Source organism: Sanguibacter gelidistatuariae (assembly GCF_900096585.1).
GTDB classification, from domain to species: Bacteria; Actinomycetota; Actinomycetes; order Actinomycetales; family Cellulomonadaceae; genus Sanguibacter; species Sanguibacter gelidistatuariae.
This window is the reverse complement of record NZ_FMYH01000004.1, coordinates 204,466-229,566: the sequence shown is the minus strand read 5'-3', so window position 1 is coordinate 229,566 and position 25,101 is coordinate 204,466. Positions and strand designations below refer to the sequence as shown.

At 68.6% G+C, this 25,101-nt stretch carries 19 protein-coding genes; 7 read left to right on the top strand and 12 right to left on the bottom strand.

Translation table 11 applies throughout. The features are described from left to right. Positions 1-43: 43 nt before the first annotated feature. Positions 44-3,694, bottom strand: a complete 3,651-nt coding sequence (gene mfd, locus BLQ50_RS10980; protein ID WP_093183655.1) for a transcription-repair coupling factor — start codon at positions 3,692-3,694, stop codon at positions 44-46. 319 nt (positions 3,695-4,013) lie between these two features. On the opposite strand from mfd, the gene BLQ50_RS10975 reads away from it, so the two are divergent. Further along, on the top strand, positions 4,014-4,685 hold the full coding sequence (locus tag BLQ50_RS10975) for a PadR family transcriptional regulator (RefSeq protein WP_093183653.1): 672 nt from the start codon (positions 4,014-4,016) through the stop codon (positions 4,683-4,685). 17 nt (positions 4,686-4,702) lie between these two features. Here the strand turns inward: BLQ50_RS10975 and BLQ50_RS10970 are convergent, their stop codons facing one another. Next, positions 4,703-5,473: a polyprenol monophosphomannose synthase gene (locus BLQ50_RS10970; RefSeq protein WP_093183652.1), complete on the bottom strand. Its 771-nt coding sequence runs from the start codon at positions 5,471-5,473 to the stop codon at positions 4,703-4,705. 163 nt (positions 5,474-5,636) lie between these two features. On the opposite strand from BLQ50_RS10970, the gene lhgO reads away from it, so the two are divergent. Continuing rightward, the gene (gene lhgO, locus BLQ50_RS10965; RefSeq protein WP_093183650.1) at positions 5,637-6,839 is read left to right on the top strand and encodes an L-2-hydroxyglutarate oxidase; all 1,203 of its coding nucleotides are present in this window, start codon (positions 5,637-5,639) and stop codon (positions 6,837-6,839) included. 28 nt (positions 6,840-6,867) lie between these two features. On the opposite strand, the gene BLQ50_RS10960 is transcribed toward lhgO, so the two are convergent. Then, positions 6,868-8,031: a glycosyltransferase family 4 protein gene (locus tag BLQ50_RS10960; protein WP_093183648.1), complete on the bottom strand. Its 1,164-nt coding sequence runs from the start codon at positions 8,029-8,031 to the stop codon at positions 6,868-6,870. A gap of 162 nt (positions 8,032-8,193) precedes the next feature. Here BLQ50_RS10960 and BLQ50_RS10955 point away from each other — a divergent pair, with 162 nt between their 5' ends. Then, the gene (locus tag BLQ50_RS10955) at positions 8,194-9,231 is read left to right on the top strand and encodes a glycosyltransferase family 4 protein (protein ID WP_245701116.1); all 1,038 of its coding nucleotides are present in this window, start codon (positions 8,194-8,196) and stop codon (positions 9,229-9,231) included. A 17-nt stretch (positions 9,232-9,248) separates the two neighbouring features. Here BLQ50_RS10955 and BLQ50_RS10950 read toward each other — a convergent pair whose 3' ends face one another. Further along, on the bottom strand, positions 9,249-12,563 hold the full coding sequence (locus BLQ50_RS10950) for a discoidin domain-containing protein (protein ID WP_093183645.1): 3,315 nt from the start codon (positions 12,561-12,563) through the stop codon (positions 9,249-9,251). 59 nt (positions 12,564-12,622) lie between these two features. On the opposite strand from BLQ50_RS10950, the gene BLQ50_RS18830 reads away from it, so the two are divergent. Then, positions 12,623-13,840, top strand: coding sequence for an ABC transporter ATP-binding protein (locus BLQ50_RS18830; protein WP_139185803.1), 1,218 nt, complete (start codon positions 12,623-12,625; stop codon positions 13,838-13,840). A 3-nt stretch (positions 13,841-13,843) separates the two neighbouring features. Further along, entirely contained in the window at positions 13,844-14,665 is an 822-nt protein-coding gene (locus tag BLQ50_RS10940; protein WP_093183643.1) for an ABC transporter permease, read from the top strand. 39 nt (positions 14,666-14,704) lie between these two features. Here the strand turns inward: BLQ50_RS10940 and BLQ50_RS10935 are convergent, their stop codons facing one another. Continuing rightward, positions 14,705-15,568: a glycosyltransferase family protein gene (locus BLQ50_RS10935; protein ID WP_093183642.1), complete on the bottom strand. Its 864-nt coding sequence runs from the start codon at positions 15,566-15,568 to the stop codon at positions 14,705-14,707. A gap of 168 nt (positions 15,569-15,736) precedes the next feature. Between BLQ50_RS10935 and BLQ50_RS10930 the strand changes: the two genes are divergently transcribed. After that, positions 15,737-16,888: a glycosyltransferase family 4 protein gene (locus tag BLQ50_RS10930; RefSeq protein WP_139185802.1), complete on the top strand. Its 1,152-nt coding sequence runs from the start codon at positions 15,737-15,739 to the stop codon at positions 16,886-16,888. 45 nt (positions 16,889-16,933) lie between these two features. On the opposite strand, the gene BLQ50_RS10925 is transcribed toward BLQ50_RS10930, so the two are convergent. Genes BLQ50_RS10925 through BLQ50_RS10905 form a run of 5 tightly spaced genes read right to left on the bottom strand, consistent with a single transcriptional unit; the run spans position 16,934 to position 21,987 of the window. Beyond that, entirely contained in the window at positions 16,934-17,806 is an 873-nt protein-coding gene (locus tag BLQ50_RS10925; protein ID WP_245701147.1) for a glycosyltransferase family 2 protein, read from the bottom strand. 38 nt (positions 17,807-17,844) lie between these two features. Then, entirely contained in the window at positions 17,845-18,489 is a 645-nt protein-coding gene (locus BLQ50_RS10920; protein WP_093183637.1) for a PIG-L deacetylase family protein, read from the bottom strand. Next, positions 18,486-19,829 (bottom strand): polysaccharide pyruvyl transferase family protein, encoded by a 1,344-nt coding sequence (locus tag BLQ50_RS10915; RefSeq protein ID WP_093183635.1) that lies wholly within the window; start codon positions 19,827-19,829, stop codon positions 18,486-18,488. Before BLQ50_RS10915 ends, BLQ50_RS10920 begins: the two co-directional genes overlap by 4 nt. Before the next feature lie 2 nt (positions 19,830-19,831). Continuing rightward, a complete protein-coding gene (locus BLQ50_RS10910; RefSeq protein WP_093183634.1) occupies positions 19,832-20,674 on the bottom strand; it encodes a sugar phosphate nucleotidyltransferase in 843 nt (280 codons plus the stop codon). Further along, the gene (locus BLQ50_RS10905; RefSeq protein WP_217629152.1) at positions 20,671-21,987 is read right to left on the bottom strand and encodes a glutamate-1-semialdehyde 2,1-aminomutase; all 1,317 of its coding nucleotides are present in this window, start codon (positions 21,985-21,987) and stop codon (positions 20,671-20,673) included. Before BLQ50_RS10905 ends, BLQ50_RS10910 begins: the two co-directional genes overlap by 4 nt. Positions 21,988-22,187: 200 nt before the next feature. On the opposite strand from BLQ50_RS10905, the gene rfbC reads away from it, so the two are divergent. Beyond that, complete coding sequence (gene rfbC / locus BLQ50_RS10900; protein ID WP_342672061.1) at positions 22,188-22,748, top strand: dTDP-4-dehydrorhamnose 3,5-epimerase; 561 nt, start codon at positions 22,188-22,190, stop codon at positions 22,746-22,748. Positions 22,749-22,818: 70 nt separating this feature from the next. On the opposite strand, the gene BLQ50_RS10895 is transcribed toward rfbC, so the two are convergent. Both BLQ50_RS10895 and BLQ50_RS10890 read right to left on the bottom strand, forming a co-directional pair. Beyond that, positions 22,819-23,997, bottom strand: a complete 1,179-nt coding sequence (locus tag BLQ50_RS10895) for a hypothetical protein (protein WP_093183632.1) — start codon at positions 23,995-23,997, stop codon at positions 22,819-22,821. A gap of 25 nt (positions 23,998-24,022) precedes the next feature. After that, on the bottom strand, positions 24,023-25,069 hold the full coding sequence (locus tag BLQ50_RS10890; RefSeq protein WP_093183631.1) for an NAD-dependent epimerase/dehydratase family protein: 1,047 nt from the start codon (positions 25,067-25,069) through the stop codon (positions 24,023-24,025). Positions 25,070-25,101: the final 32 nt, after the last annotated feature.

Below are 25,101 nucleotides of genomic sequence, written 5' to 3'. Positions count from 1 at the left end.
GAACCTGATGGCTGGGCAACGCTACCCGGCCTGGGCGAGCAGACTACCCCCGCGTCCCGACCTTGGCCGCCGCCGCGACCTGACCGAGGATCACCGCGTCGATGAGCTCGGTCGCCCAGGCGAGGATCTCCGCGCCGCGCAGCGGACGCCCCCCGATCCGGGCCGTCGTCGGATAGGGCACGAGGATCGTGCGGATCGCCGGCTTGAGCATCGTGCCGGGGTAGAGCCGCTTGAGCCGCAGCTCGGCCGACTCCGCGAGGTCGATCGGGGCGAAGCGGACGAACTTGCCCTGCGACGTGACGTCGGACAGCCCGGCGGCGCGGGCGTGGTTGCGGAAGGCCGCGACGTCGAAGAGGTTGGAGACCATCTCCGGGACGGGGCCGTAGCGGTCGATCAGCTCGGCGCGGATCTCGTCGAGGTCCGCGCTCGTCTGCGCGGCGGCGATCTTGCGGTACGCCTCCAGGCGCAGCCGCTCATGACCGATGTAGTCGAGCGGCAGGTGCGCGTCGACCGGCAGCTCGATCGTCACCTCGGGCGCCTCCTCCTCGACCTCGCCGCGGAAGCTCGCCACAGCCTCACCGACCATCCGGATGTACAGGTCGAAGCCGACCCCGGCGATGTGGCCGGACTGCTCGCCCCCGAGCAGGTTGCCCGCCCCTCGGATCTCGAGGTCCTTCATGGCCACGGCCATACCCGAGCCCAGATCGGTGTTCGCTGCGATGGTCGCGAGTCGGTCGTGGGCGGTCTCGGTGAGCGGGCGCTCTGGTGGGTAGAGGAAGTAGGCGTAGGCGCGGTCGCGCCCGCGACCCACTCGGCCGCGCAGCTGGTGCAGCTGGGACAGCCCGAGCATGTCGGCGCGCTCGAGGATGAGGGTGTTGGCGTTGGAGATGTCCAGGCCGGTCTCGATGATCGTCGTGCACACGAGCACGTCGAACTTCTTCTCCCAGAAGTCCTGGATGACCCGCTCGAGCTGGTGCTCGTTCATCTTGCCGTGCGCCACCTCGATCCGGGCCTCGGGCACGAGCTCCCTGAGCCGCCCGGCCGTCGCGTCGATCGAGTCGACCTTGTTGTGCACGTAGAACAGCTGGCCCTCGCGCAGCAGCTCGCGGCGGATGGCCGCGATGATCTGCTTCTCCTCGTACGGCCCGACGTAGGTGAGCACCGGGTGGCGCTCCTCTGGCGGGGTCGCCAGGGTGGACATCTCGCGGATGCCGGTGACCGCCATCTCAAGGGTGCGCGGGATGGGTGTCGCGCTCATGGCGAGCACGTCGACGTTGGTGCGCAGCTGCTTGAGTGTCTCCTTGTGCTCGACGCCGAAGCGCTGCTCCTCGTCGACGACGACCAGCCCCAGGTCCTTGAACCGGATCGACCCGGACAGCAGGCGGTGGGTGCCGATGACGACGTCGACCGTCCCGTCGCGCATTCCCTCGATGACCTCCTTGGCCTCAGCGTCGGTCTGGAACCGGGACAGGCCCTTGACCACGACGGGGAAGCCGGCGTACCGCTCGGAGAACGTGTCGTAGTGCTGCTGGACGAGCAGCGTCGTCGGCACCAGGACGGCGACCTGCTTGCCGTCCTGGACGGCCTTGAAGGCCGCGCGGACCGCGATCTCGGTCTTTCCGTAGCCGACGTCCCCGCAGACCAGCCGGTCCATCGGGACCGTCTTCTCCATGTCCGCCTTGACCTCGTCGATCGTGGCGAGCTGGTCGGGGGTCTCGACGTAGGCGAAGGCGTCCTCGAGCTCACGCTGCCACGGGGTGTCCGGGCTGAAGGCGTGGCCCTTGGTCGCCATCCGGGCGGAGTACAGGCGGATGAGCTCGCTCGCGATCTCCTTGATCGCCTTCTGCGCCTTGCCCTTCGTCTTGCCCCAGTCCGAGCCGCCCATCTTGTTGAGCGAGGGCGACTCGCCGCCGGTGTACTTCGTCACCTGGTCGAGCTGATCGGTCGGCACGAAGAGGCGGTCGCCGGGGTGGCCCTTGCGCGAGGGCGCGTACTCGATGACGAGGTACTCGCGGGTCGCGGCGTTCGCCCCGGCCCCGAGCGTGCGCTGGACCAGCTCGACGAACTTGCCGACGCCGTGCTGCTCGTGGACCACGAAGTCGCCCGGGCGCAGTTGGAGAGGGTCGACGACGTTGCGCCGCTTCGAGGGCATCTTGCGCATGTCCCGCGTCGAGGTCCCCGCGCGGCCGGTGAGGTCAGATTCGGAGAACACCGCGAGGCGGAGCTCGGGGGCGACGAAGCCCGGGCCGACCGGCGCGGGCGTCACGAGCACGACGCCGCCCTCTGGTTCGGCGGTGATCTCGCCGACGAGGCGCGCGGCCGTGTCGGAGCCGCTGAGCTGCTCGACCATGCGCTTGGCCGGGCCGTGGCCTTCGGTCGCCAGCACGAGCCGCCAGCCCGCGTGCTGCAGCCCGCGCAGGTCGTCGAGGGCCCGGGTGATGTCCCCGCGGTAGCTCTCGACGTCGCGGGCGGCCACCCGGATGGTCTCGGCGTCGGGGTCCACGACGACCGGCGCGCCAGGATCGGCGACGCCGGGGTCGGCCGACGGGTCGTCAAGCCCGAAGGGGCTCATGGTCCACCAGCCCAGGCCGCGGCGGGCGGAGAGGTCGCGGACGTCCTCGACTGACAGGAACGACGCCGCGCTGAGGTCGATCGGGGTGGATCCGCCGGCCGCTGCCGAGGTCCAGGCCGCGGCGAGGAACTCCTGCGTGGTGGCGACGAGGTCGTGGGCCCGGCGGCGCACCCGCTCGGGGTCGTTGATGATGATGAGCGCGTCGTCGGGCACGAGGTCCAGGACCGGGACCATGGCGTCCACGAGCGCCGGGGCGAGGGACTCCATGCCCTCCACGGCGATCCCGGCGGCCATCTTGTCGAGCATCTCGTGGGCGCCCGGGAGCTGGTCGACGAGCGCAGCGGCGCGGTCGCGGACGTCGTCGGTGAGCAGCATCTCCCGGCACGGCGGGGCCCACACACCATGGTCGGCGACCTCGAGGCTGCGCTGGTCGGCGACGGCGAACCAGCGGATCTCCTCGACGTCCTCGCCCCAGAACTCGACCCGCAGCGGGTGGTCCTCGGTCGGTGGGAACACGTCGAGGATCCCGCCGCGCACGGCGAACTCGCCGCGTCGCTCGACCATGTCGACGCGGGCGTAGGCGGCCGCGGACAGCCGGTCGGCGACGGCCGAGAGGTCGGCGTGGTCGCGGACCTCCAGGCGCACCGGCTCGAGGTCGCCCAGGCCCTCCACGACTGGCTGCAGCAGGGCGCGCACCGGCATGACGAGCACCCGGATCGCGCCGGTCATGCCGCCGTCGGCCTCGGGGTGGGCGAGCCGGCGGAAGACGGCGAGGCGGCGGGCGACGGTGTCCGAGCGTGGGGAGAGCCGCTCGTGCGGGAGGGTCTCCCACGCGGGGAGCACGGCGACGGCGTCGTAGGGCAGGTAGCAGCGCAGCGCGCTCGCGAGCTCGTCCGCCTCGCGCCCGGTCGCGGTGACCACGACGAGAGGGCGCGAGCCGGGGGCGCCCGCCTCCGGTATCACGCCGTCGCTCGCCCGCGCACCGGCCATAGCCGCGAGCAGCGGAGGCCGCACGCCGGTCGGGCCGATCACGTCGAGGCCGCCGCGGCTGCGGACGCGGTCGACGACGGCGCTCGCCCCGGGGTCGCCGAGGAGGGCGGGCAGGATTCCGGTGAGGTTCATGCGCGGGATTTCCTTCCGGCGGGTCTGGGCACGCGCTGCGCGACGGTCGCTCCGCCAGCACGGGACAGCACAACAGGCCCGAACCGATCGTGAGGCGGTCCGGGCTGAGCAGAAACCAGACTACGCCCGGCCGCCGACAGCAGCGGGCGCGTCCACGGGATGCCGAATCCTCAACAGATCGTTCACCAATTCATCATTGCATCGTGAGCGATCACGATATATCGTTAACGTATTCGCAACCGACCGACGCTCATGACGCAGAGGTCATCCAGCGAAAAGGAGCTCCCACCCGGGGGCCATGACGAGAAGAGACACACCCATGCGATCCCACGCACACCACCACGGTGGTCACGACCAGCTTGACCACAACGCACCCTTCGAGCGCGGACCGGCCTCCGGCTCCGGCTCAAACTTCGGCCCCGACTCCCCCTTCGGAGGATCCGGTCCGGGCGAACGCCGCCGGTCCGGAGGCGACATGGGTCGCTTCGACCCCGAGTCGCGCGGACCGCGCGGCGGAGGACGCGGCGGCTTCGGCGGCGGCCGCGGAGGCTTCGGCGGACGGGCCCGGCGCGGTGACGTCCGCGCCGCCGTCCTCGCCGTCCTCACCGAGACCGACGCCCACGGCTACCAGATCATCCAGGAACTCGCCGCGAAGACCCAGGGCCGCTGGCAGCCCAGCCCCGGCTCGGTCTACCCGGTGCTCCAGCTGCTCGAGGAGAGCGGACTGGCCACCTCGACCGAGAGCGAGGGCAAGCGCGTCTACTCCCTCACCGACCAGGGCCGGGCCGTCGCGGCTGAGGCCGCCTCGACCGGGCGCCAGCCCTGGGACGTCGAGGCCGGCGAGGGCCACAAGCTCGCCGACCAGACCCACCTGCTGCACGCGGCCGTCCGTCAGGTCGGAGCCGCCGGGACCCCCGAGCAGATCGAGCGGGCCATCGCGATCGTCGACGCCGCACGCCGCGACCTCTACACGATCCTCGCGGAGAGCTGAGCCACGCCAGGCGCCGCTCAGGACAAGGTGTCCGGCGCCTGCCGCTTCGAGGGAGTCACGAGGCGACGTACCTGGTCGACCCGGTGGTCAAATCCCCACCGGGTGACCCGGGCCATCGCCTCCAAGACGATCCCCTGGCTCATCTTCGACTCCCCGTGGGTCCGCTCGACAAACTGGATCGGGACCTCGACCACCTGGAAGCCCTCGTCCAGGCTCCGGCGGGCCATGTCGATCTGGAAGCAGTACCCCTGGCTCTCGATGTCGCTCGCGAGGACCCGCTCGAGGACCTCCGAGCGGTAGGCGCGGTATCCCCCGGTCACGTCGCGGACGGAGATCCCGAGGGCGATGCGAGCATAGAAGCTGCCCCCGCGCGACAGCAGCCTGCGGCGCAGCGGCCAGTTGACCACGGATCCGCCGGGCACCCACCGCGATCCGAGGACGACATCGGCCCCGTCGAGCGCGGCGAGCAACCGGGGCAGCTCCTCCGGAAGGTGCGAGCCGTCCGCGTCCATCTCCACGACGGCGCCGTAGCCGCGCTCCATCGCCCACCGGAAGGCGGCGATGTAGGCGGCGCCGAGTCCCTGCTTGTCGGCCCGGTGCATGACGTGCACGTGGTCGTCGCCCGAGGCAAGGGCGTCAGCGATCTCCCCTGTGCCATCCGGAGAACCGTCGTCGACCACGAGGATGTGCGCCTCCGGGGCAGCCCGACGGGTACGGCCGACCACCTCGGCGAGGTTCTCGCGCTCGTTGTAGGTGGGGATCGCCACCAGCACCGCACGCTCCACCATGACACCTTCGATCTGGTCCGGGCCCGCACTCGACGGCGAGCGAACTCCGATCCTAGGCCACCCCGCCCCACCCCTAGCCTGGCGCGCCCGGTTGTGCCACGCTCGGGAGCATCACATCCGAAGCCGCTCCGGCCGACGCCGACGGTTGCGCACAGGAGGTCTCATGCGAGTGCTCATCGTCGGAGCCGGGATCATCGGGCTGGCCACGGCCGCACGGCTCGCCCAGCGCGGGGACGACGTCCTCGTGGTCGAGAAGGAGCCCGACCTCGCCCAGCACCAGACCGGCCGCAACTCCGGGGTGGTCCACTCCGGCCTGTACTACGCCCCGGGTAGCCTCAAGGCTCGCCTCGGCGCGGCCGGTGCCCGGTCGATGCCCGCCTTCGCCCGCGAGCACGGCGTGGCTGTGGAGACCTGCGGCAAGCTGGTTGTCGCGGTGGACGCGACCGAGCTGCCCCGGCTTCAGGTACTCGCCGAGCGGGGCATGGCGAACGGCGTCGACGCCCGGATGATCGGCCCCGACGAGGCCCGCGACTACGAACCCGACGTCTCCTGCGTCGCCGCCCTGCGGGTGGAGAGCACCGGGATCATCGACTACCGCGGGGTGTGCCTGGCCCTCGCCGACCAGGTGCGAGACGCCGGCGGCGAGATCCGCTTCGGCCTCGCCTTCCGCGGCGCCCGCACCGAGGCGGCGCAGGTGCGTGCCTGGCTGGACGACGCCGCGTCGCCCGGCCGGGAGGAGGTCGTCACCGATGCCATGGTGGTGTGCGGCGGGCTGCAGGCCGACCGGCTCGCGGTCGCCTGCGGCCTCGAGCCGGGGGCGCGGATCGTGCCGTTCCGCGGCGAGTACTTCGAGCTGGCCCCGTCCGCGGCCAGCCGGGTGAAGGGACTCATCTATCCCGTCCCCGACCCCCGGTTTCCCTTCCTCGGTGTGCACCTGACAAAGATGGTCCACGGTGGGGTCCATGCCGGCCCCAACGCTGTGCTCGCCCTGGCCCGGGAGGGCTACCGGCGCCGCGACGTCTCCCCCGCCGACGTCGCCGACGCCCTGTCCTGGCCGGGGCTGTGGCGCCTCGGCGCGCGGAACTGGGCGCCGGGCGCGCGGGAGGTCGCCCGGTCGATGTCGGCGGCGCTCTTCGCGAAGTCGCTGGCCCGCCTGGTGCCGGGGATCGGACCGGACGACCTCGTCCCGGCGCCCGCGGGGGTGCGGGCCCAGGCGCTCAAGCGCGACGGATCGATGGTCGACGACTTCCTGCTGCGCACCCGCCCGCGCCAGGTGCACGTGATCAACGCGCCCTCCCCCGCGGCGACGGCGTCGTTGGAGATCGCGAAGCACATCGTCTCGGTGCTCGACGAATCGACCGCCTAGCGTGTTGCGCCTCGTGGGGGCGAGATCGTTAGGCGCGCCCGTACAGCTCTTCGTACCGGTCGGCGACGCGTTCCCACGTGTACTCGTCCCGGACGAGCCGGTAGCCGTTCTCTCCGAGTCGGCGCCGCAGGTCAGCGTCGGCTAGCACGGTGGCCAGCGCGGCTGCGAGCGCAGTCGTGTCTACGGGGTCGACGAGGAGCCCGGTGTCGCCGTCGCTGACAAACTCGGGCGGGCCACCACGCGTGGTGGCGATGACGGGGGCTTTCGCCCGCCAGGCTTCGAGCACGGTGATGCCGAAGGACTCTGCCCGGCTGGGCACCACGACGACGGTCGCGGCGGCCATCTCTGCGGCGACCTGCTGGCGGTCGAGGCGCCCGAGGAGGTCTACCCGGTCACGAATCCCCAGCTCGCTCGCGAGCGCTGCGAGCGGTCCTGCTTCGGGTCCGTCGCCGCCGAGGCGGACGCGCGTGCCTGCAGGCACCGCGCCCTCCCCCGTGGCGCGGGCGAAGGCGCGCAGGAGCAGGTCGAAGCCTTTGACGTGCTGGAGGCGTCCGACCGCCAGGACCGTGGGCGCGGCGCTCGGTGACACCTCGCGTACGTCCACCGTCTCCACCTCATGGAGGTCGACCCCGTTGGGCACCACCACGCCGCCGTCGCTCCCCCGCCCAGGGAACCTGCGGGCCAGGTCAACCAGGACCACCTGGGAGCAGCCAGTTACCGCGCTCGCGCGCTCGAGCGCTGATCGCATGGCGAAGGGGATGAGTCTGGAAGCGTCGAAGACGGAGTGGTCGTCGGCGAAGGTCTCCCCGTGGGAGCTCACCACGAGCAGCACCGTGGACATTCTCGCCAGGGCGAGCGCGTACACACCGTTGGGCCCGAAGCACTGCACGTGCACGACGTCTGGCCGCAAGGTGCGCAGGGCGCGCCACCATGCCCAGGAGGCACCGGGCACAGCCCAGGTGAAGCGCAGCAGGCTCGTGGGCGAGCGGGCTGGGAGCGGGGCGGGCAGGTAACGGACGACGAGGCCGTCGAGGGTCGTGACGCCGAGATGCTCGCCGCGGTCGACGGTCCACACCTCTACCTGGTGGCCGCGCGCCGCGAGCACAGCGGCGACCCGTCGGGTGTGCTCCTCGACGCCTCCGGTGTACGGCTCGTAGGAGCTGGAGACGAGGGCGATGCGCAGTCGGTCCATCGATCTCACCCCTCATCTCACCCACGCTGATCTGGCGATCGACCGATCTACCGTCAAGATTGAACCATGACGGGCAATTCACCCACTACCAAACCCTCTCAGGCTGGTGGTTCCACCATGGCACCGAAGCTCGTTGTTGCCACCGTTGCTGTGGATACTCCCATGGGAGCGCAGGTATATCAGCAGGAGATCACGGCCCGCGCGTCGGAGGCGCTCAACGCCACATCCACGGCCAGCCCCTCACCAGCACGGCCGCAGTGGGTCGTGAACCAGACAATCGTGCGGTCGATGCGCTCTCCGCTCGCGGGGACTGCACGGTTGCCGCTCGGGCGGCTCGCTGTGGCCTCGGCCCGGACCCGCTCGATGATGGGCAAGCTGCTCTACCCGCGCGACTGCGTGGTGCACCGGATGGACCTGAGCCTGCCACCGGCCCCTGAGCGTGAGGTCATCACCATCCATGACGTCGTGGCCTGGAAGTTCCCGGACGAGTCGGCGCCCATCAAGGTCGCCGCTGAAGAGGCTCGGCGAGCGGCCGCGGTGATCTGCGTGTCGCAGTTCAGCGCACAGGAAGCCGTTGAGCTGTTGGGGATCACCGACCCCTTCGTCGTGCACAACGGTGTGGACGAACGGTTCTTCGACGCCATGGCTGGCCCATCCGCCTACCTGTCTGCGCTGGGCCTCCGGGGGCCGTACGTGCTGCATGCCGGCGGGGCGTCCAAGCGGAAGAACTTGGCGGCGCTCGCGCAGGCGTGGCCCAAGATCCACTCGGCGCGCCCTGATCTGACGTTGGTGCTCAGCGGCCCCGAGCACGAGGACCGCACTCGGCTCTTCGCCTCCCTCGCGGGGACGGCGTTGGTGGGGCGGGTGCCGTCGGGGTCGGTTCCGGGGTTGGTGGCCGGGGCGAGCGTCGTCGTGGTGCCGTCGCTGTACGAGGGGTTCGGGCTGCCGGCTCTTGAGGCGATGGCGGCCCGGACCCCGGTCGTGGCGGCCCGGACGAGCTCTCTGCCTGAGGTGGTCGGCGACACGGGCGTGCTGGTCGAGCCCACGGGGGACGACATCGCCGAGGGGGTGCTGTGGGCGGCGACCCACGACGCTCGCATCCAGGAGATGGTGGAGGCTGCGCGTGCGCGTGCGGAGCTGTTCACGTGGGATCGCAGCGCGCAGGAGCACGCGAAAGTGTGGCGGACGGTGCTGGGCTGACGCGTGACTGGGCTGATTCAGGGTTCGGCCGTGCCCGGTGCCCACGCGCTGATGGCGCTGATGGCTGCCACGTAGTCGCTCGTCGACCCCAGCTGCATGAAGCTGGGGTGCATCCCGCCCACGACCCCGGAGTAGTTCGACGAGAGCACCGGGACCCCTCGTTCTGTCGTCATGGGCACGCTCACCCGGATGGCCGACGCTGTCACCGGGTCGAAGGTGACCTGGGTGATCCGTTCGAAGAACTGCCCCTTGACGGTGGCGACGTCCGTCCACAGGCCGTCGACCTTCGCCGAGACGGTGTAGTCGCGCAGCCCGGCTGAGCAGCATCGGATGCCTGCGGTGGCCACGGAGATCCGGTTGATCTCGGTCGGTTCTTCGAGGGTCACCTCGACCCAGGGGGCCTTGTCCATGGCGCCGCCTGCGAGCGTCCCTGACCGCCAGGGCATGTCGACGTCGGGGGTGCCGCTGGTCACCGTCTCGACCTTCGTGTCGCTGTTGGTGGACGACGCCGTCGCCGTCGCTCCGAGGAGCACGTCCGGTCCGTAGGTCTCGGCGGGGCCGACGGACAGTCCTGTCCCCGCCGGTGCGGTCAGGAACACGGGCGCCCCAGTGAGGGCGATGGGCAGTCCTCGCCCTGCGGGGATGGTCACCTCGGTGACGGCCCCGTACTGGTCGGTGGCGGTGACCGTCACTGGGTCGGTGCGTGCTGCGCGCAGCACGCCGGAGGTCGCGAGGTCGTCGGTCCACACGGCCAGCAGCTCGGTCCCTGGCCCTTCCCAGTGCATGCCGTAGGCGCTGGGGACCCCGAGGTCGACGCGGGTGCCTGCCCCTCGACCTGCGAGCACTGCCTGTGTCGTCTCAAAGGTGAGCAGGCCGGGTTTGACGTGGGAGTCGAACTGCAGGAGCGACCAGGAGTTTCCGGTCTCGCCGAATCCTCCTTCGGAGAAGAAGTAGGTCCAGTCGGTGACTCCGAGGGAGGAGTACCAGAGGAGCTTGCGTGAGACGTCTGCGCCTTGGGCCCAGGAGTTGGCGACGCCGTCGGACCACCAGCCGGACTCGGTGTCCCACACGGGAAGAGTTCCGCAGGGTTCGACGGTGGTGAAGAGCTGTTCCATCTGGTTGCCGGGGGCTGTCCAGCCGTCTTCTTCCCAGGAGCGGTTGAGCCCGGTGTAGGGGTGGACGGCGACTGCGTCCATGGTCGTGCACGCTCCTGCGTCGACGGCGGCCTTCCACCAGTCGATCGGGACGCCGAGGGTGTTCCCGCCGAGGATCTTCACGGCAGGGTTGGCCAGGCGGGCGCCTGCTGCGAAGGGAGCGGCGACGTCGCGGACATATGCTGCGCCGTCGTCATAGCCGGTGTTGTTGGGTTCGTTCCACGGTGACCAGTAGATGATTCCGGGTGCACGGGTGGCCAGGTCGGCGATGATCTGTTGGGTCCACCCTTGCCAGGTGCCTGCGGTGACTGCGGCCTTCTCGGCGTCGCCACCCTGACCGAGCTGGAGGACGAGCTTGACCCCGGAGGTCTGGGCGAGGGCCGCTGCGGCGGCGAGGTCGTCGAGGGGGATCGCGTCCCAGTTGAGTCCGGCTTCTGAGGGCTGCGCGGTGGGGTCGGTGACGAGAGAGCCGAAGTCCACCTGGTAGCGGTAGCTGCCGAGGTTGAAGTCCTCGGCGAGGGTCACCCCGCGCAGGGGCGCTGCCCCTCCCCAGTCTGCGCCGTCGGGCAGGGCGGCCAAGCCGGCGGTGGTCTGCCCGACGGCGTACTGCAAGCAGGTGCCGGAGATCGCGGTTCCGGTGGGGTCGAGGAGCTGGGCGTCGACCTGGTACACGCCGGGGCGCGTGGGCGGCAGCGTCAAGGGCAGGTCCGTGGTGCCGGGCGCGGTTCCTGGTGCGGCGTCGGTCAGGGGGACGTCGGTCCAGTCCGTGGTGACGGGGTTCCAGACCGTGGGGTCGCCGCGCACCTGGTAACGCAGCGTCATGCCGTCGACGTGCGCGGCCCAGGGGCTGTCCAGACGGAGCGACACGGCGGGGGTCTCGTCGGGGGCGAACGCGTTGTAGACCCGGTCGGTGACCAGGCCAGCGCCGGCTCCCAGCACAGCCAACTGCGCCGCGGAACCTTCGTTGTACTTGACCGGGGAGGCGAGCCGGGCTGCTAGCTCGTCGGTCGTGAGCTTGGCGAGCGTGACGGTCTGCGCGCTGTCGCTGCCCTGTGCACCTTTGACGAGGAGGTAGTAGGTTTCGTCGTTCTCTACGATGGGTGAACCGTCGGCGAGCTCGTAGGGGCGTTCTTCACCGGTCGTGCGATCCGGCCAGTAGCCGATACGCACCCCGGTGTCGTTGAACCATTCCAGCCCGCGCCCGTTCTCAGCGACGACGACGCCGGTCCCGGTGGGGCCGGGCGCGGCGCCGCTCACCGGTGCGAGGCGGTACGTCTGCGCCATCCCGACGGGGGTGTCGGCGACCCATTGCGACCCGAAACGGGTCGCGCTCTTCCCTGCTGGGGATGACAGGGTGAGGTATTCCGACGCTGGGGTCTTGCCGGTGCCGTCTGCGCTCTCCACGGTGAAGACGTCACCTGCTGAGCTCTGCCCGACGACCGTGCCGGTGAACCCCTTGACGTCCGTAGCGACGTGCCCGTCCTGGGTGACGACGTGCATCGTCGTGGAACCTTCGTGGATGCCGATCGTCTCGGTGTCGCCGTGCACACCTGCGGGGAAGAGCACCATGCCGTACAGGCTGAGCACCGAGTCGGTCGTCGTCGCGCTGGTCGGGATGGCCATGCGCCACACGAGGTCGCCGTCCCCCGTGTACTTCACGACGTCGCGGCGGCCGTCGAGGGTGTCGAGGAGGTAGACAGCGCTGTTGTCGTCGACGACGATCTGGTCGACGCTGAATGCCTCGCCGCCGCTCGAGAGCGCCAGGTCGATGGGGAAGGTCTTCTCAACCGTCCCGGTAGTCACGTCGTACCGCGTCACGGTGTACGTGTGCCGGGAATCCCACTCCAGCACCCACGCCTTGGTCTGGCCCCCGTCGCCGGTGACAACGACGTCGAGCACCCGCCCGTCCTGCACGGTCGCGACGTTGGCGACCACGGTTGTCGGGGCGTCGTCCTGATCGCCAGGAGAGCCGTCGCTGGTGATCTGAGAGACGTCTGGGAAGCCGCAGACCGGTGCGGCACCGCTGAAGTCGACCACCGTGTGGGGGTTCACCGTCGGCAGAGCGTCTTCGACAGGAGTGCCTCTCGGGCGCGTCACCGCGATGCCGACAAGAGTCACGACGAGCACGATCAGCAGTGCGACAACTCCCCAGACGAACCACCAGCGTCGACGACTCACACCAACAATCACCCCTCTTCCTCTTCACGGAACGGTAGCGCACGTCATACGGTGCACAAGTGGACAAGACCAAGCATCCCGCCATTCGTGTCTCAGGGCTCGGCAAGACGTATCGGATCGGCGGCACAGAGCACCGTCCGACCACGGCATCCGAAGCCGCAGTGCAGCGCATGCGCAACCCCCTGCACAAAAGCACGTACGCGCAGTTCGAGGCGCTCAAAGACCTCACCTTCGACATCCCCTGGGGCGAAGCCGTGGGGATCATCGGGCGCAACGGCGCAGGGAAGTCCACCTTGCTCAAGATGCTCACGCGCATCACTGCGCCCACCCACGGACGCATCGAGCTCGGTGGGCGCATCGGCAGCCTCCTGGAGGTAGGTACCGGGTTCCACCCGGAGCTGACCGGCAAGGAGAACATCTACCTCAACGGCGCGCTGCTGGGCATGCACCGCAAGGAGATCGCACAGCGCTTCGACGAGATCGTCGACTTCTCCGGCGTCGAGAAGTTCCTCGGGACGCCGGTCAAGCGGTACTCCTCCGGCATGTACGTGCGTCTGGCCTTCGCAGTGGCGGTCCACCTGGATACCGAGATCCTTGCCATCGACGAGGTGCTCGCGGTAGGTGACGCCGAGTTCCAGCGCAAGTCCCTCGCCAAGATGCGCGACGTCGCCACAGACGGGCGCACCGTGCTGTTCGTCAGTCACCAGGCGCAGACGGTCAGCACGCTGTGCTCGTCGGCGATCTACCTCGAGTCCGGCCGCATGGTCTACCAGGGCGACGTCGCCGGAGCACTGGCGCTCTACCGTGACAGCTTCGAAAAGTTCGCCGTCTCCCAGATGGACCCCGCTCGGCGCCCCGGAAGCGGCGAGATCCGCACCCGCGCGGTCACGTTGTCTGCCGACCACTTCGATCCGTCGGGGCCCAAAGCCGTCACGATCCACCTCGACTCCAACACGGACGTCATCGGTCAGTACTACGTCTCGTGCCACATCAACGACCTCAACGGTTCCGTCATCGCCCAGTGTGACTCCCGGCTGGTGGGACAGTGGTTCGACCCGGCTGAGCCGCACGACGTCACGCTGTCCCTCAACGGCCCGTGGCTCAAACCCGGGAGATACACGGTGGACGTGTACCTGTGCAAGACCGGGGTGCTCGACGCCTGGGAGGGCGCGGCGGTCTTCGAGGTGCTCCCGACCAACCCCTACCCCGAGCTGGCCTCCGACGAAGCGATGAGCCGCGGCCTCGTCCTTGCCGACTTCACCTACAAGCGGAGCTGACCAATGAGCCAGATCATTGTCATCACCCCACCTCGCCGTTTCTCCCTGCCCCGACTCTCAGAGCTGTGGGAGGCCCGCGAGGTCCTCTACCAGTTCGGTCAGCGCGACATCATCCTGCGATACCGCCAGACGGCGATCGGGGTGGCGTGGGTGCTCCTGCAACCCATCGCGGCCGCGGGAATCTTCTCGATCGTGTTCGGTCGCGTCGCCAAGCTCGACAGCGGCGGCGTCCCCTACTTCATCTTCAGCTACATGGGCATGCTCGCCTGGAACCTCTTCGCCGGGGTCGTCACCCGCGCGGCGCCGTCTCTGGTCAGCAACCAGGCGCTCGTGTCGAAGGTCTTCTTCCCGAGGATGCTCGTCCCGCTCTCGACGACGCTGTCGGTCATGCTGGACTTCGTGGTCGCTCTGGGCCTGGGGGTGGTGCTGCTTGTCGTCTATGGGATCAACCCCGGGTGGCCTGCGCTCCTGCTCCCTGTGTGGGCCGTGCTCATGGTGCTGCTCGGCGCTGGGGCCGGCCTCGCGGCGTCGGCAATCATGGTGAAGTACCGCGACGTCGCCTACATCGTCCCCTGGCTCGTCCAGGTCATGCTCTTCGCCTCACCCGTGGCCTACTCGCTGGACTCCGTCCCCAAGAATCTCCAAGGCCTCTACGCCGCCAACCCGTTGACGTGGATCCTCGAAGAGTTCCGCTGGTCGCTGCTCGGCTCCGCCGCCCCGCCGACGTGGCAGATCGGGGCTTCGGTGGTTGTCTCGCTCGGGGTGTTCGTCGTGGGGGCGTTGATCTTCCAGCAGTTCGAACGAGAGTTCGCGGACGTGATCTGAGACACCGCCGTCAGACCACCCCGCCATTGGCGCCCGAGGCTAGGGCAACCAGTCCTGCGACCGCAGGCTGATCGGGCTGTCGACGATCCTCATCCAGAAGTCAGGGTGGCGGTGCAAGGGGCCGAGCATCACGGTGATCCTGGGGCGCTTGTACGCCGAGTACCACCGTTCGATCCGTTTGTTCATGTTGACCTGAGCGGCGTGACCGGACGACAACCGTTTGCCGTCCATCTGCTCCGCGGACCTCAACCAGCTCAGGTGGATGACGCCTTCGTCAGGCAGGATCGCCTCGTGCACGACGACGTCGGCGGGGTGCGCCGGGTCGGTGTTGCGCGTGTCGAAGTCCACGCGGTAGCAGGGGGCGTCGGTCTGGCGGCAGTGGGAGAGCGTCGTCCCGGCGCGCACGGCGACCGGCCCTGGGTAGTCGGAGGCGACCTTGCCGAAGCGCCTGGACCGTTCGAGGAACTTCGTCGCCCCCCGACCTGCCCGCTGGTACCACCAGCGGGAGGGGTAGTGCAGTGCGTCGAAGCCTTCGGCGTCGGCGGTCTTGAGACTGAGGAAGAACCGTTCCGGGGTGGCAAGAACTTCGTCCGTGTCGAGCTGGATGACCCAGTCGGCGTCCTTGCTGGCGAGGTCGAGGGCTTGCTGGCGCTGGCCCGTCTCGCAGTCCAGGGCGAAGCGTTCGGGTGCGCTGAACTTCCCTGGCAGCTCGACGATCTTGCCCTCGGGGTCCAGCGCACGCAGGCGTTCCAACGCCTCGGGCACCTCCAGCGGGTGCCCTCCCCATGACAGATTGTCCTCGTCGAAGGACACGACGAGGGTGTTGATGTAGGGGTAGTACGACTCGATGCTCTCTGCGATCCACGCAGGGTCACCAGCAAGCACGTAGGCGTTGATTCTCACCGCTCCAGTATCGAGGCACCACGACCAGAAAGACACAGCGCACACCGGTGATCCGCAGGAATCACCCCAGAAACCACCTGCTTCCCCCCTCCCGTCGCAGTCAAGAAGGCCGCTAGTGTCGCAGCAGGAGGACACCATGAGGTGCCCTGGAAGGTGGAGGTGGCGACCATGTCTGACGACGAAGCGCTCGCGTCCCACATTCACCTCATAACCCCGGGTGACCATTTCTCCCCGCGTACCGGCAGCGCCGTCCCCAGCGTCGTCCACGGGTTGTGCGGTGGCGCAGGGCCATCGGTGCGCTCATCCGTTCTCGTTGCACGTGGCACGTACCCGGACCACTACCCCAGCGCGCAGATCATCGAGTACGACCTCGTCCACGGCGCTCGCTACGGCCGATACGTCGACGCCGCCCGCGGCCAGCTGGGACTCCCCCGCAGCGCCGCGCAACGCCCCGTCCGCGCGGCCCTGTCCGAGCAGCACACCTGGGTGACGTCGGCCGTCGTCGCGCACAATCTGCCTGCTGCGGTGGCTGTGGTTGCTGCCCGCCACCAGCCGGTCCTGTACGCGCACAACAACCTGCTGCGCAGCTACTCGCCGTGGGAGGCGGGGCGGGCCCTCGGCTCGGTGTCGGCGATCATCGCGGTGAGCAACTCCCTCGCCGACCAGCTGCTCCCGCACCTGCCTGGTCGGTTGCAGGACCGGCTCAAGGTGGTGCACAACGCTGCAGACTGCGAGACCTTCTACCCCACGACCACCCTTCGCACGGCCGGGCCGCTGCGGGTGACCGTCGTCGGACGGACCATCCGTGACAAGGGCGCCGACCTCGTCATCGAGGCCGTGAAGCTCCTCGGTCGTACCGATGTCGAGCTGCGCATCCTGGGCAGCTCCGGTTTTGACCCGAACGCCCCGCTGACCTCTTTCGAGGAGGACATGCGACGCGCTGCCCACGGCAGCGCAACGACCATCCGGTTCGTGCCGTCCCGCCCACGCGCCGACGTCGCGGCCTTCCTCAGGGAGTCCGACGTGCTGGTCGTCCCGTCCCGCTGGCCCGACCCGTGCCCCCTGACGGTCCTCGAAGGGATGGCCACCGCCATCCCCGTCGTCGCCGCGAACATCGGCGGCCTGCCCGAGCTCCTCGGCGACGCCGGAATCCTCGTCACCCCTGACAGCCCGGCGAGCATCGCCGAAGCCCTCACCGCCCTGCTCGACGACGAAGCCCTCCGCCGGCAGGTCGGTGCGCTCGGGCTCACCCGCGCTCAAGAGAGCACCTGGGCACGATCCGCACGGATCTTCGCGGATCACCTCGACGCGGCGATCTAGCAGGCAGCAGATCGCTCCGCCCACACCCGCCCTGCCCGCACACTGCTACGCCCGCGCGACCCCCAGGGCCGTGCGGACGTCAGATCCCATGCCTCGCCAGCGTGGGATCACCCAGCGCGACTCCAACGCCGCGAGCGAACGTGCCTTCTCCGGGATCGAGATGTGCGACCGGGTCACGGCCCGGTGCAGCTCGAAGTTCAGTCGGGTCTGCGGGAAGGCGAAGCGCACCCCACCGTTCGGGGCATGCCACTTGACCTGGTTCTCACCCTGCTGGGAGAACTGCTCGGCGTGCCTGCGCTGCCAGAACAGCTGGTCGTCGACCAGGGCCATCTTGCCCTGGCACAACAGCTCGACGAGCAGCACCATGTCGTCACCAACCAGCGGCAGCAACCCTCGGCTGCGACGCATGGCGCTCATGCGCACCACCCCGTACATGACGTGCGAAGCCTGTGAACGGAAGAGATTGTGCACTCGTTCGTGCGGAGTCTGCGCCCCCAGGCCCAGGTCACGGTCGTCGAGGTCCTCGAAGACCACACCGTCTGCTCCGATGAGCTGGGTGCGCGGGCACGCGAAGACAGCCTCCGGCCCGGCATCGTCGAGAGCCTGCACACAGGCGCTGGCAAAAGTCGCCAGCTTCACGTCGTCCGCCGCCTGCCAGGAGAACAGGGGCGACGACGCCGACTCCACAGTCCTCACGTAGTTCCACGCACCGCCGCGGTTCGTGTCGTGGCGCAGGTAGAGCACCCGGTCGTCCGAGGCTGCCGCAGCCTCGCAGATCTCTTGGGTCCCATCGGTCGACCCATTGTCAGAGATGATGATCTCCAGGTCGTCGAGGTCTTGCTCCTGGATGGAATGCAGGGCGTCCGGAAGGTACTTCTCACCGTTGTAGACGGGAATCCCGAAGGTCAGAACAGGCATCGTCACCCACCGCTCTTCCTGTGCCCAATGGACACCTGTTACACGCTCAGGACTGCCTTGGACACCGCGAAAGCCTCTGCGTACCGGCTGTGGCACTCGATCCCACGCAAGCGCATCATCGCCGAGAACGTCTCCTCGTCCCACCAGTCACGGCCCTGCTGGGAGGTGTAGTGCTTGTTGAGCAGCTGCCACTTGCGTGCTACCCGCTCCGGCGACGCAGGCACGTAGTGGGTCTGCGGACGAAGGTCTCCGTCCCACTTGGGGATCTCATAGTGAAGCACCAGCGCGTCACGCCACACAGTGCTCGCGAGCGTCCCCACCAACCGATGATCCTGGTGAGCGTCGTCCCCGCGCGGGGCGAAGATCAGATCAGCCGGGTGGTCCTTCGCGAGAGCCTCCATCGTGTCTTTCACCTCGCCCCAGTGCGCCGGCAACCTGCCGTCGGCAAACTGCGCGTACCGCGAGATCGCCCCGGGGAAGAACGCCTCCGCGGCCGCCCGCCCCTCCTCGGCCCGCTCGAGGGTGCCCGTCATGGTGAGCCACGCCGCCGACACGTCCCCGTGCTGGGCATTGCGCTCTGCGAGCGCAAGCAGCGTCGCCCCGCAGGCGATCTCGACGTCGTCGGGGTGAGCTGCGAGGCACACGACACGGAGCGGTCCGGGCGGAAGGGATAGACCGATCATGAGTTCTTCTTACCCTCGCTGTGGCTGGGGCGCGCGGGGAGACCTGTCATGGTGAGGCTGTGATCTCCGTGGCGCAGCGCTGGGGAGAGGGCAGCGACATCCTGCCACACCGCTGCGGACTGCTCCTTGAATGTCTCCATGCAGTCTGCGAGGTTCGCCTCAACGGCTGAGGACTCGTCGATGACCTGCTGGAACTGCTTGTCGAGGAGCTGCGCGTCGAGACTTTCGACCCACTGGCAGTAGCTGCCCATCCCCACCTGCTGCATGAGAGCGTGCCCCTTGTTGCCGTAGCTGACGGAGATGACGGGGCGGTTCAGCCGGATCGCGCTCACGATGTTGTGATATCTGGTGGCGACGACGGCGCTACTGGAGCCGATGAGCTCGTCGACCTCGGTCATGGTGCGCGCCTCGACGATCGTGACGCGAGGAGCCAGCGCGATGGACCCTGTCGAGAGCCACCGGGTGAGCCGCTCCTCGACGTCACGGACGACGGGGAGGTCACTGTCGTCTCCCCCGAAGATCTTCAGGTCCCAGCCTCGAGCCAGGACGCCGCTGGCAAAGGTGGTGATGGCGTCGACGTAGGTCGTGTGGATGGCTGCGCCTTCGTCGACGTCGTCGCTGGCACCGTAGTAGCGCATGACTCCGAGGGCGAGGCACAGACGTGCCGGGGTGGTCCGCACGGCCGTCACCGGCGCACCGAGGACGATGTCCGGGGTGAGTCGTGGTGCGTGCCCTGCACTCCACCGTCCCCCGAGCAGCGTCTGCGCAGCTGCCACGGAGTGAGTGTCACGGAAGGTGCGCAACGACGCCCGGCGTACGACGACGCTGAAGAACTTCGCGGTGAGGAACCTCTGAGGAACGTCCACGCCGACGCTCACGATCGCGACGGGTGCGTGGTGGATCCACGCACCGACAACCAGGGCCAGGAGCAGGGCGGGGACACCCCACGAACCGACCCACAGCTCTTCGAGGATCCCTGTCCCGGGGATGATGACGATGGCCGCGCCGCGTGTGCCCCGGATCGTCCTGCCCATGTCGCCGAAGCGGCTGACGAGCCGCCCGAGCCGCGCGGGGAGGAACCGTGAGGCGTGCGGTGCGTCCGGGCGTTCGACCTTCAGCACAGACTCTGTCGTGAGCCGGGGATGCTCGCCGCGGTGCGCCGTCAGCGTGCGTTCAGCGTCGTAGCAGAGCACCTTCACCGCAGCCTGCGGCATAGTGACGCTCACTCTACGCAGCGCCTCGCTCAAGGTCGCTTCGTTCCCCAGGTTCCCGATCCCGAACTCGCCGAACATCGTCACGACGGGAGCAGCCGGTGCTGCCGAGACAGGGGGTGTTGCCATCTTCACGGTCTCACGTGCAGAACTTCAGGCACGTCGATGACCTCGACCCGGCGTCCCGCTGAGCTCGGGATGTTCTTCCACACCGCCCACGGTGTCTGCCCCGTGCGGTACATCTCCTCGAGGGCAGAGCGTTCTTTGAGGGTGTCCATGGGGGCCCAGAACCCGTCGTACTTCACGGCGCGCATCCGGCCGTCGGCTGCCGCGCGCACGCACGCGTCCATGACGAGGTCCTCGTTCTCGTTGAGGTAGTCGAAGATCCCGTTGCGCAGTATGAAGTACCCACCGTTGATGCGCATGTCCATGTCGGCGACGGGCTCGAACTTGGTGATGGTGCTGTCCTCGCCGATGCGCACCACGTGGAAGGAGTCCTGCGGGCTCACAGCGAGCAGGCTGCCGACCGCGTCGGAGAGCTCGAACCCTTCGATCATCATGTCGAGGGGAGCGTCGGTGAGGACGTCCCCGTAGTTGGCGAGGAACATCTCGTCGTCACCCAGGTACTGGCGCACCCTGCGCAGACGCTCACCGATGGGTGTGTCGATGCCGGTGTCCACGAACGTCACCGTCCACTCGCTGATGTCACGGCCGAGCATCTCGACGTCATGGCCTCCCCCTGACCACACGAAGTCGTTGGAGTGCGTCTCGTCGTAGTTGAGGAAGTACTCCTTCACGGCGCGGGCGCCGTGGCCGAGGCACAGGATGAACTCGGTGTGACCGAAGTGCGCGTAGTACCGCATGATGTGCCACAAGACCGGTCGGCTGCCGATGGGCATCATGGGTTTGGGGAGCGAGTCGTCCCCTGAACGCATACGCATCCCTAGACCGCCGCAGAAGAGAACGACCTTCATCGCAGTACTCCCTCGTCAGAGACTTCGTCGGGGAGCCGCCGCGGCGCGGCGAACTCTCGCATGGCTGGGGCGACGGGTCGCCCCTGGAGGAGCCCGTGCGTGGACCCGTTGTCGAGCGCCTTGGCGTACACGGCGAACGCTTGAGCTGCGGCGTCCACCGTCGTCTCGATGTCGTCGGGAGTGTGCGCGGCCGAGATGACGAACGACTGCCCGAGGACCCCCGCTCGCAGCATCTCCTGGATGAAGAGGGTCCGGAACGCCTGGGAGGGAGCCCCTGTCTGGTCACGGGTGGCGAAGACCAGGCAGGACGGTCGCCCGATGACCTCTACGGCGGAGCCGATGCCTGCGTGCTGCGCGGCATTGTTGATCCCGTCGGCGAGGTCTCTCCCGCGTGCTTCCATCAGCCCGACGACGTCAGTGCTCTGGTAGGCCTGAGCCACTGCCACGTAGGCGGCGAGTCCAACCACCTCTGGGCCGTGGGTGGTCGAGAGCAGGAACACCCGCGACTCGTCGGTGTTGAGCCCGCCGAGCTCCATGTACTTGCGCTTGCCTGACAATGCAGAGATCGCGAACCCGTTGCCCAGCGCCTTGCCCCACGTCGCGAGGTCTGGTTGCACGCCGTAGATCGCCTGGGCGCCTCCTGCGTGCCATCGCAGTCCGGTGATCATCTCGTCGAAGATCAACACGACACCGTGCTCGTCGCAGAGCTCCCGGACTCCTTCGAGGAACCCGGCGTGGGGCTCAGCCGTGGCCGTGGCCTGTTCGAGAATGACGCACGCCACCTGACCGAGGTTGGCATCGAGGACCGCGCGCAAGGACTCGAGATCGTTGTACCTGAAGCCCACAGTGAGGTCCCGCACTGCCTGCGGCACCCCGGCGCCCATGCCCGTCGCGCCGATGAACCAGTCGTCGGTCGAGAAGAACGGTTGCGTCTCACAGATGGCGACGAGGTCGCGGCCGGTGGCTGCACGAGCGATCTTCACGGCGGCGGAGGTGACGTCGGAGCCGTTCTTGGCGAACTTCACCATCTCCGCTCCAGGGAACTGATTGAGGAACGTCTCCGCGGCTCGGGCCTCCCACACGCTGGGCCTGGTGAAGCTGACGCCGTCACGGATCGCTGCGCTGACGGCGTCGACGACCGGTTCGTAGCCGTGCCCCAGCGTCACTGCGCGCATGCCCATGCCGTACTCGACGAACCAGTTCCCGTCGACGTCGAGCACTCTGGCGCCCCGCCCGCGCGCGATGACAGGGGCCATGCCCTCGGGGTACTGGTCCGATGAACGTGCGTAGGTGTGCGAACCACCAGGGATCATGCGGTGAAGGTCTCGTTGCAAACTCGACGACTCGGAGAAGCTCACTCGTTCTCCCAGATCCGGGGGGCTACTGCGAAGTATGGGTTGCACGCCGTGACCGTCCTTCCCTACGAGGTCACCTTCGAGTGTGAGCGCCACCTGGCAAATGGAACAAGACACCCGCCGATGAATCACCCCTCCTCTCACCCCTCCTCACCTCTATGCTGCCCATTATGGAGATCATCGAGACATCAATCGCTGGCTTGATCATGTTTCGTCCGACACCGCACCGTGATGAACGGGGATACTTTGCGCGGTCGCTGGACGTCAACTACCTGCGTCAGGCAGGCATCGACCCGGCGGGTTTCGTCCAGGAGAACCAGTCGCGGTCCTACCAGGGCGTCATCCGCGGGCTCCACGGGCGTTCCGGTGGCGGAGAGGCGAAGCTGGTGCGCTGCGCTCACGGGGCCGTGCTGGACATCGCCATCGACGCACGTCCGGGGTCGCCGACCTTCGGCAAGATGGAGACGTTCCTGCTGGACGACCAGGTGTGCACACAGGTGTACATTCCCCGTGGATTTCTGCACGGCTACCAGGCGTTGACGTCGGTCACGGACTTCATCTATCGCATCGACGACTTCTACGGACCCGACGAGGACGTCACGGTCAACTACCTCGACCCTGACCTTGCCGTGCCGTGGCCCGCGCCCATCACCGTGGTCAGCGAACGAGACCGAGCAGCCGGCTCCTGGGCCGACTACTCCGCCTCGCTCACCCTCTGACTCGTCGCCGGACCGTGGACACAGCAGAAGACCCGCCTCGCAGGACGGATCTTCTGCTGTGTCTGACGCCCTAGAGCGGGTCGATCTCTCGGGGCATGGGGTCCAGGACTACCCAGCGACCGCCGTTCGCCTCGATCTGCGGCAGCGCCGCACGCACCTCGTCGAGCAGGTCAGGGACGAAGAGCAGCACCCGGTCCGGCTTGAGGTCGATGAGCCCCGCAGGGGACACGATCGGGATGCGATTGCCAGGCATGGTCAGCCCGTGCTTGGCGACCGACGCGTCCGCGAGCGCGACGACGTCGTCCCTGGTGATGTGCGCCGAGCGCAACAGCGCCGACGTGCGCGACGCCGCGCAGTAGCCGCCCACGACCAGGCCCGCTTCGCGCGTGCCCGCCAGGTACGCCTCGATCGCTGCGACCGACTCGTCGAGGGCCTGCCCCAGGGTCGCAGCGTGCTCGGCAGTGGTCACGCCCTCGGCCAGCTCGCGTTCGACCATGGCCGTGACGTCAGGGGTCTGTTCGCTGAACCTCTCCGACGGTTTGGCGAAGGCCAGCATGATCGTTCCGCCGTACAGCGGGTACTCCCAGCACCCGACCGCCACGAGCCCCACCTCGCGGCCCATCTCCACCAGGACGGGCGTGGAGTAGTAGGCGAAGTGGCCGTGGCGCAGCGCGTTCCAGATGCCCGACCGGATGATCGCGGCGACGGTGTGATACTGCATGAGCAGGACGCCGTCGTCGGCCAGGTGCGCGGCACGCTCGGCGAGAGCCGCGCGCTGGTCGGCGGCGTGCATCATGCCGAAGATGTCGACGATGAGCTCCGCCGGACCGGAGTCCACCTCGATCATGTCTCGGGCGGCAAGCTGGGTGACCCACGAGCCGCCGTGCGGGCTCGGATACTCCAGGACACGGGTCCCGGGGCGGATGAACCCGGCGTCGTCGGCCTGCTGCACGGCAGCCTCGGACTGGGCGATCAGCGCAGCGGGTTCCACCCCGCGCGGTTCTTCCGGGGTGGTCGGGTCCGTCTCGAGCTGCAGGAGCCCGCTGACGGAGCTGATCACCATCCGCAGAGGGTGCTCCGGGTCAGGGGTCGGTGCGTCCGGTGCGGGGAACAGGTCCGCCGCAGGTTGCATACCCAGGTCAAGGACGACCGATCCCCCTGGCCTTCCGGACCACCGGCACACCCAGGCGGGGTCCGGCTCGGGCAGCTGTGCTGCGGTGGCGCTGGGACGGTCTGTTGTTGCGGTCATCACAAAGCCTTTCATTCTGACGAGGTCACACGTGCAGGGCGGATGACGCAAGGCCGGTGAGCCGGAGGTCTTCCGAGAGCATCCCGGCTGCCTTGAGCTGTTCAATGCGACGCAGACGCACGAACCGGGGACCTTCGAAGTCGGCCGCGACCAGACCGATGCGCCGCATGTCGTCAGCGAGCTCACGGATACCGTCGCGGATGGTCCACTGCGGCACGAAGGCCGGTAGGAGGGCCTTGATCTTGGCGAAGTCCACCCGGTAGTCACGAACGTCGGGGCCGGCGCCGGAGGCGAAGGTCACCGGGGCGTCGAGGTACTCGGCGACCTGGATGGCGATGTCGCGCACCTGGACCACGTCTTCGTCGCGTCCGACGTTGAACGCCTGGTCATGGATCAACTCGCGGGGAGCTTCCAGCGCTGCGAGGAATGCCCGGGCGATGTCCTCGGCGTGCACGAGGGGACGCCACGGCGTCCCGTCGGACTGCAGCTCGACCTTGCCGGTGGTGAACGCGGTACCGGTGAGGTTGTTCACCACGATGTCTGCCCGCAGACGAGGCGACGAACCGTAGGCGGTGGCGTTGCGCAGGTAGGTGGGGCTGAAGCTGGCGTCTGCGAGCGCCCCGATCCCCTCTTCGGCGATGACCTTGCTCTGGCCATAGGGGGTCACCGGGTTGAAGGAGCTGGTCTCGTTCACGGGTGCGTCGCCGGCGGCGCCGTAGAGGGAGCAGGATGAGGAGAAGAGGAACCTCTCGACCCCCGCCTCCTTGGCCACGCGTGCCATGTGGACCGCACCGTGTGCGTTGACGGAGTACGTCGCCTCCGGGTTGAGGTGGCCCACCGGGTCGTTGGAGATGGCTGCCAGGTGGATGACGGCGTCGAAGCCGTCGAGGTCGTGCGCCGTGGCGTCCCGGATGTCACCGGTGCGCTGCTCGTAGCCGCTGGGGACGGTGCCGAAGTCGCAGCCGTCGTACCAGCCGGCGTCCAGACCGACGATCTCGTGACCGGCCGATCTGAGGAAGGGGACGATCCGCGCACCAAGATATCCGCGATCGCCGTCTACTAGAACTCTCACACTCTCACCTCATTCGAAATCGACGAGACCTG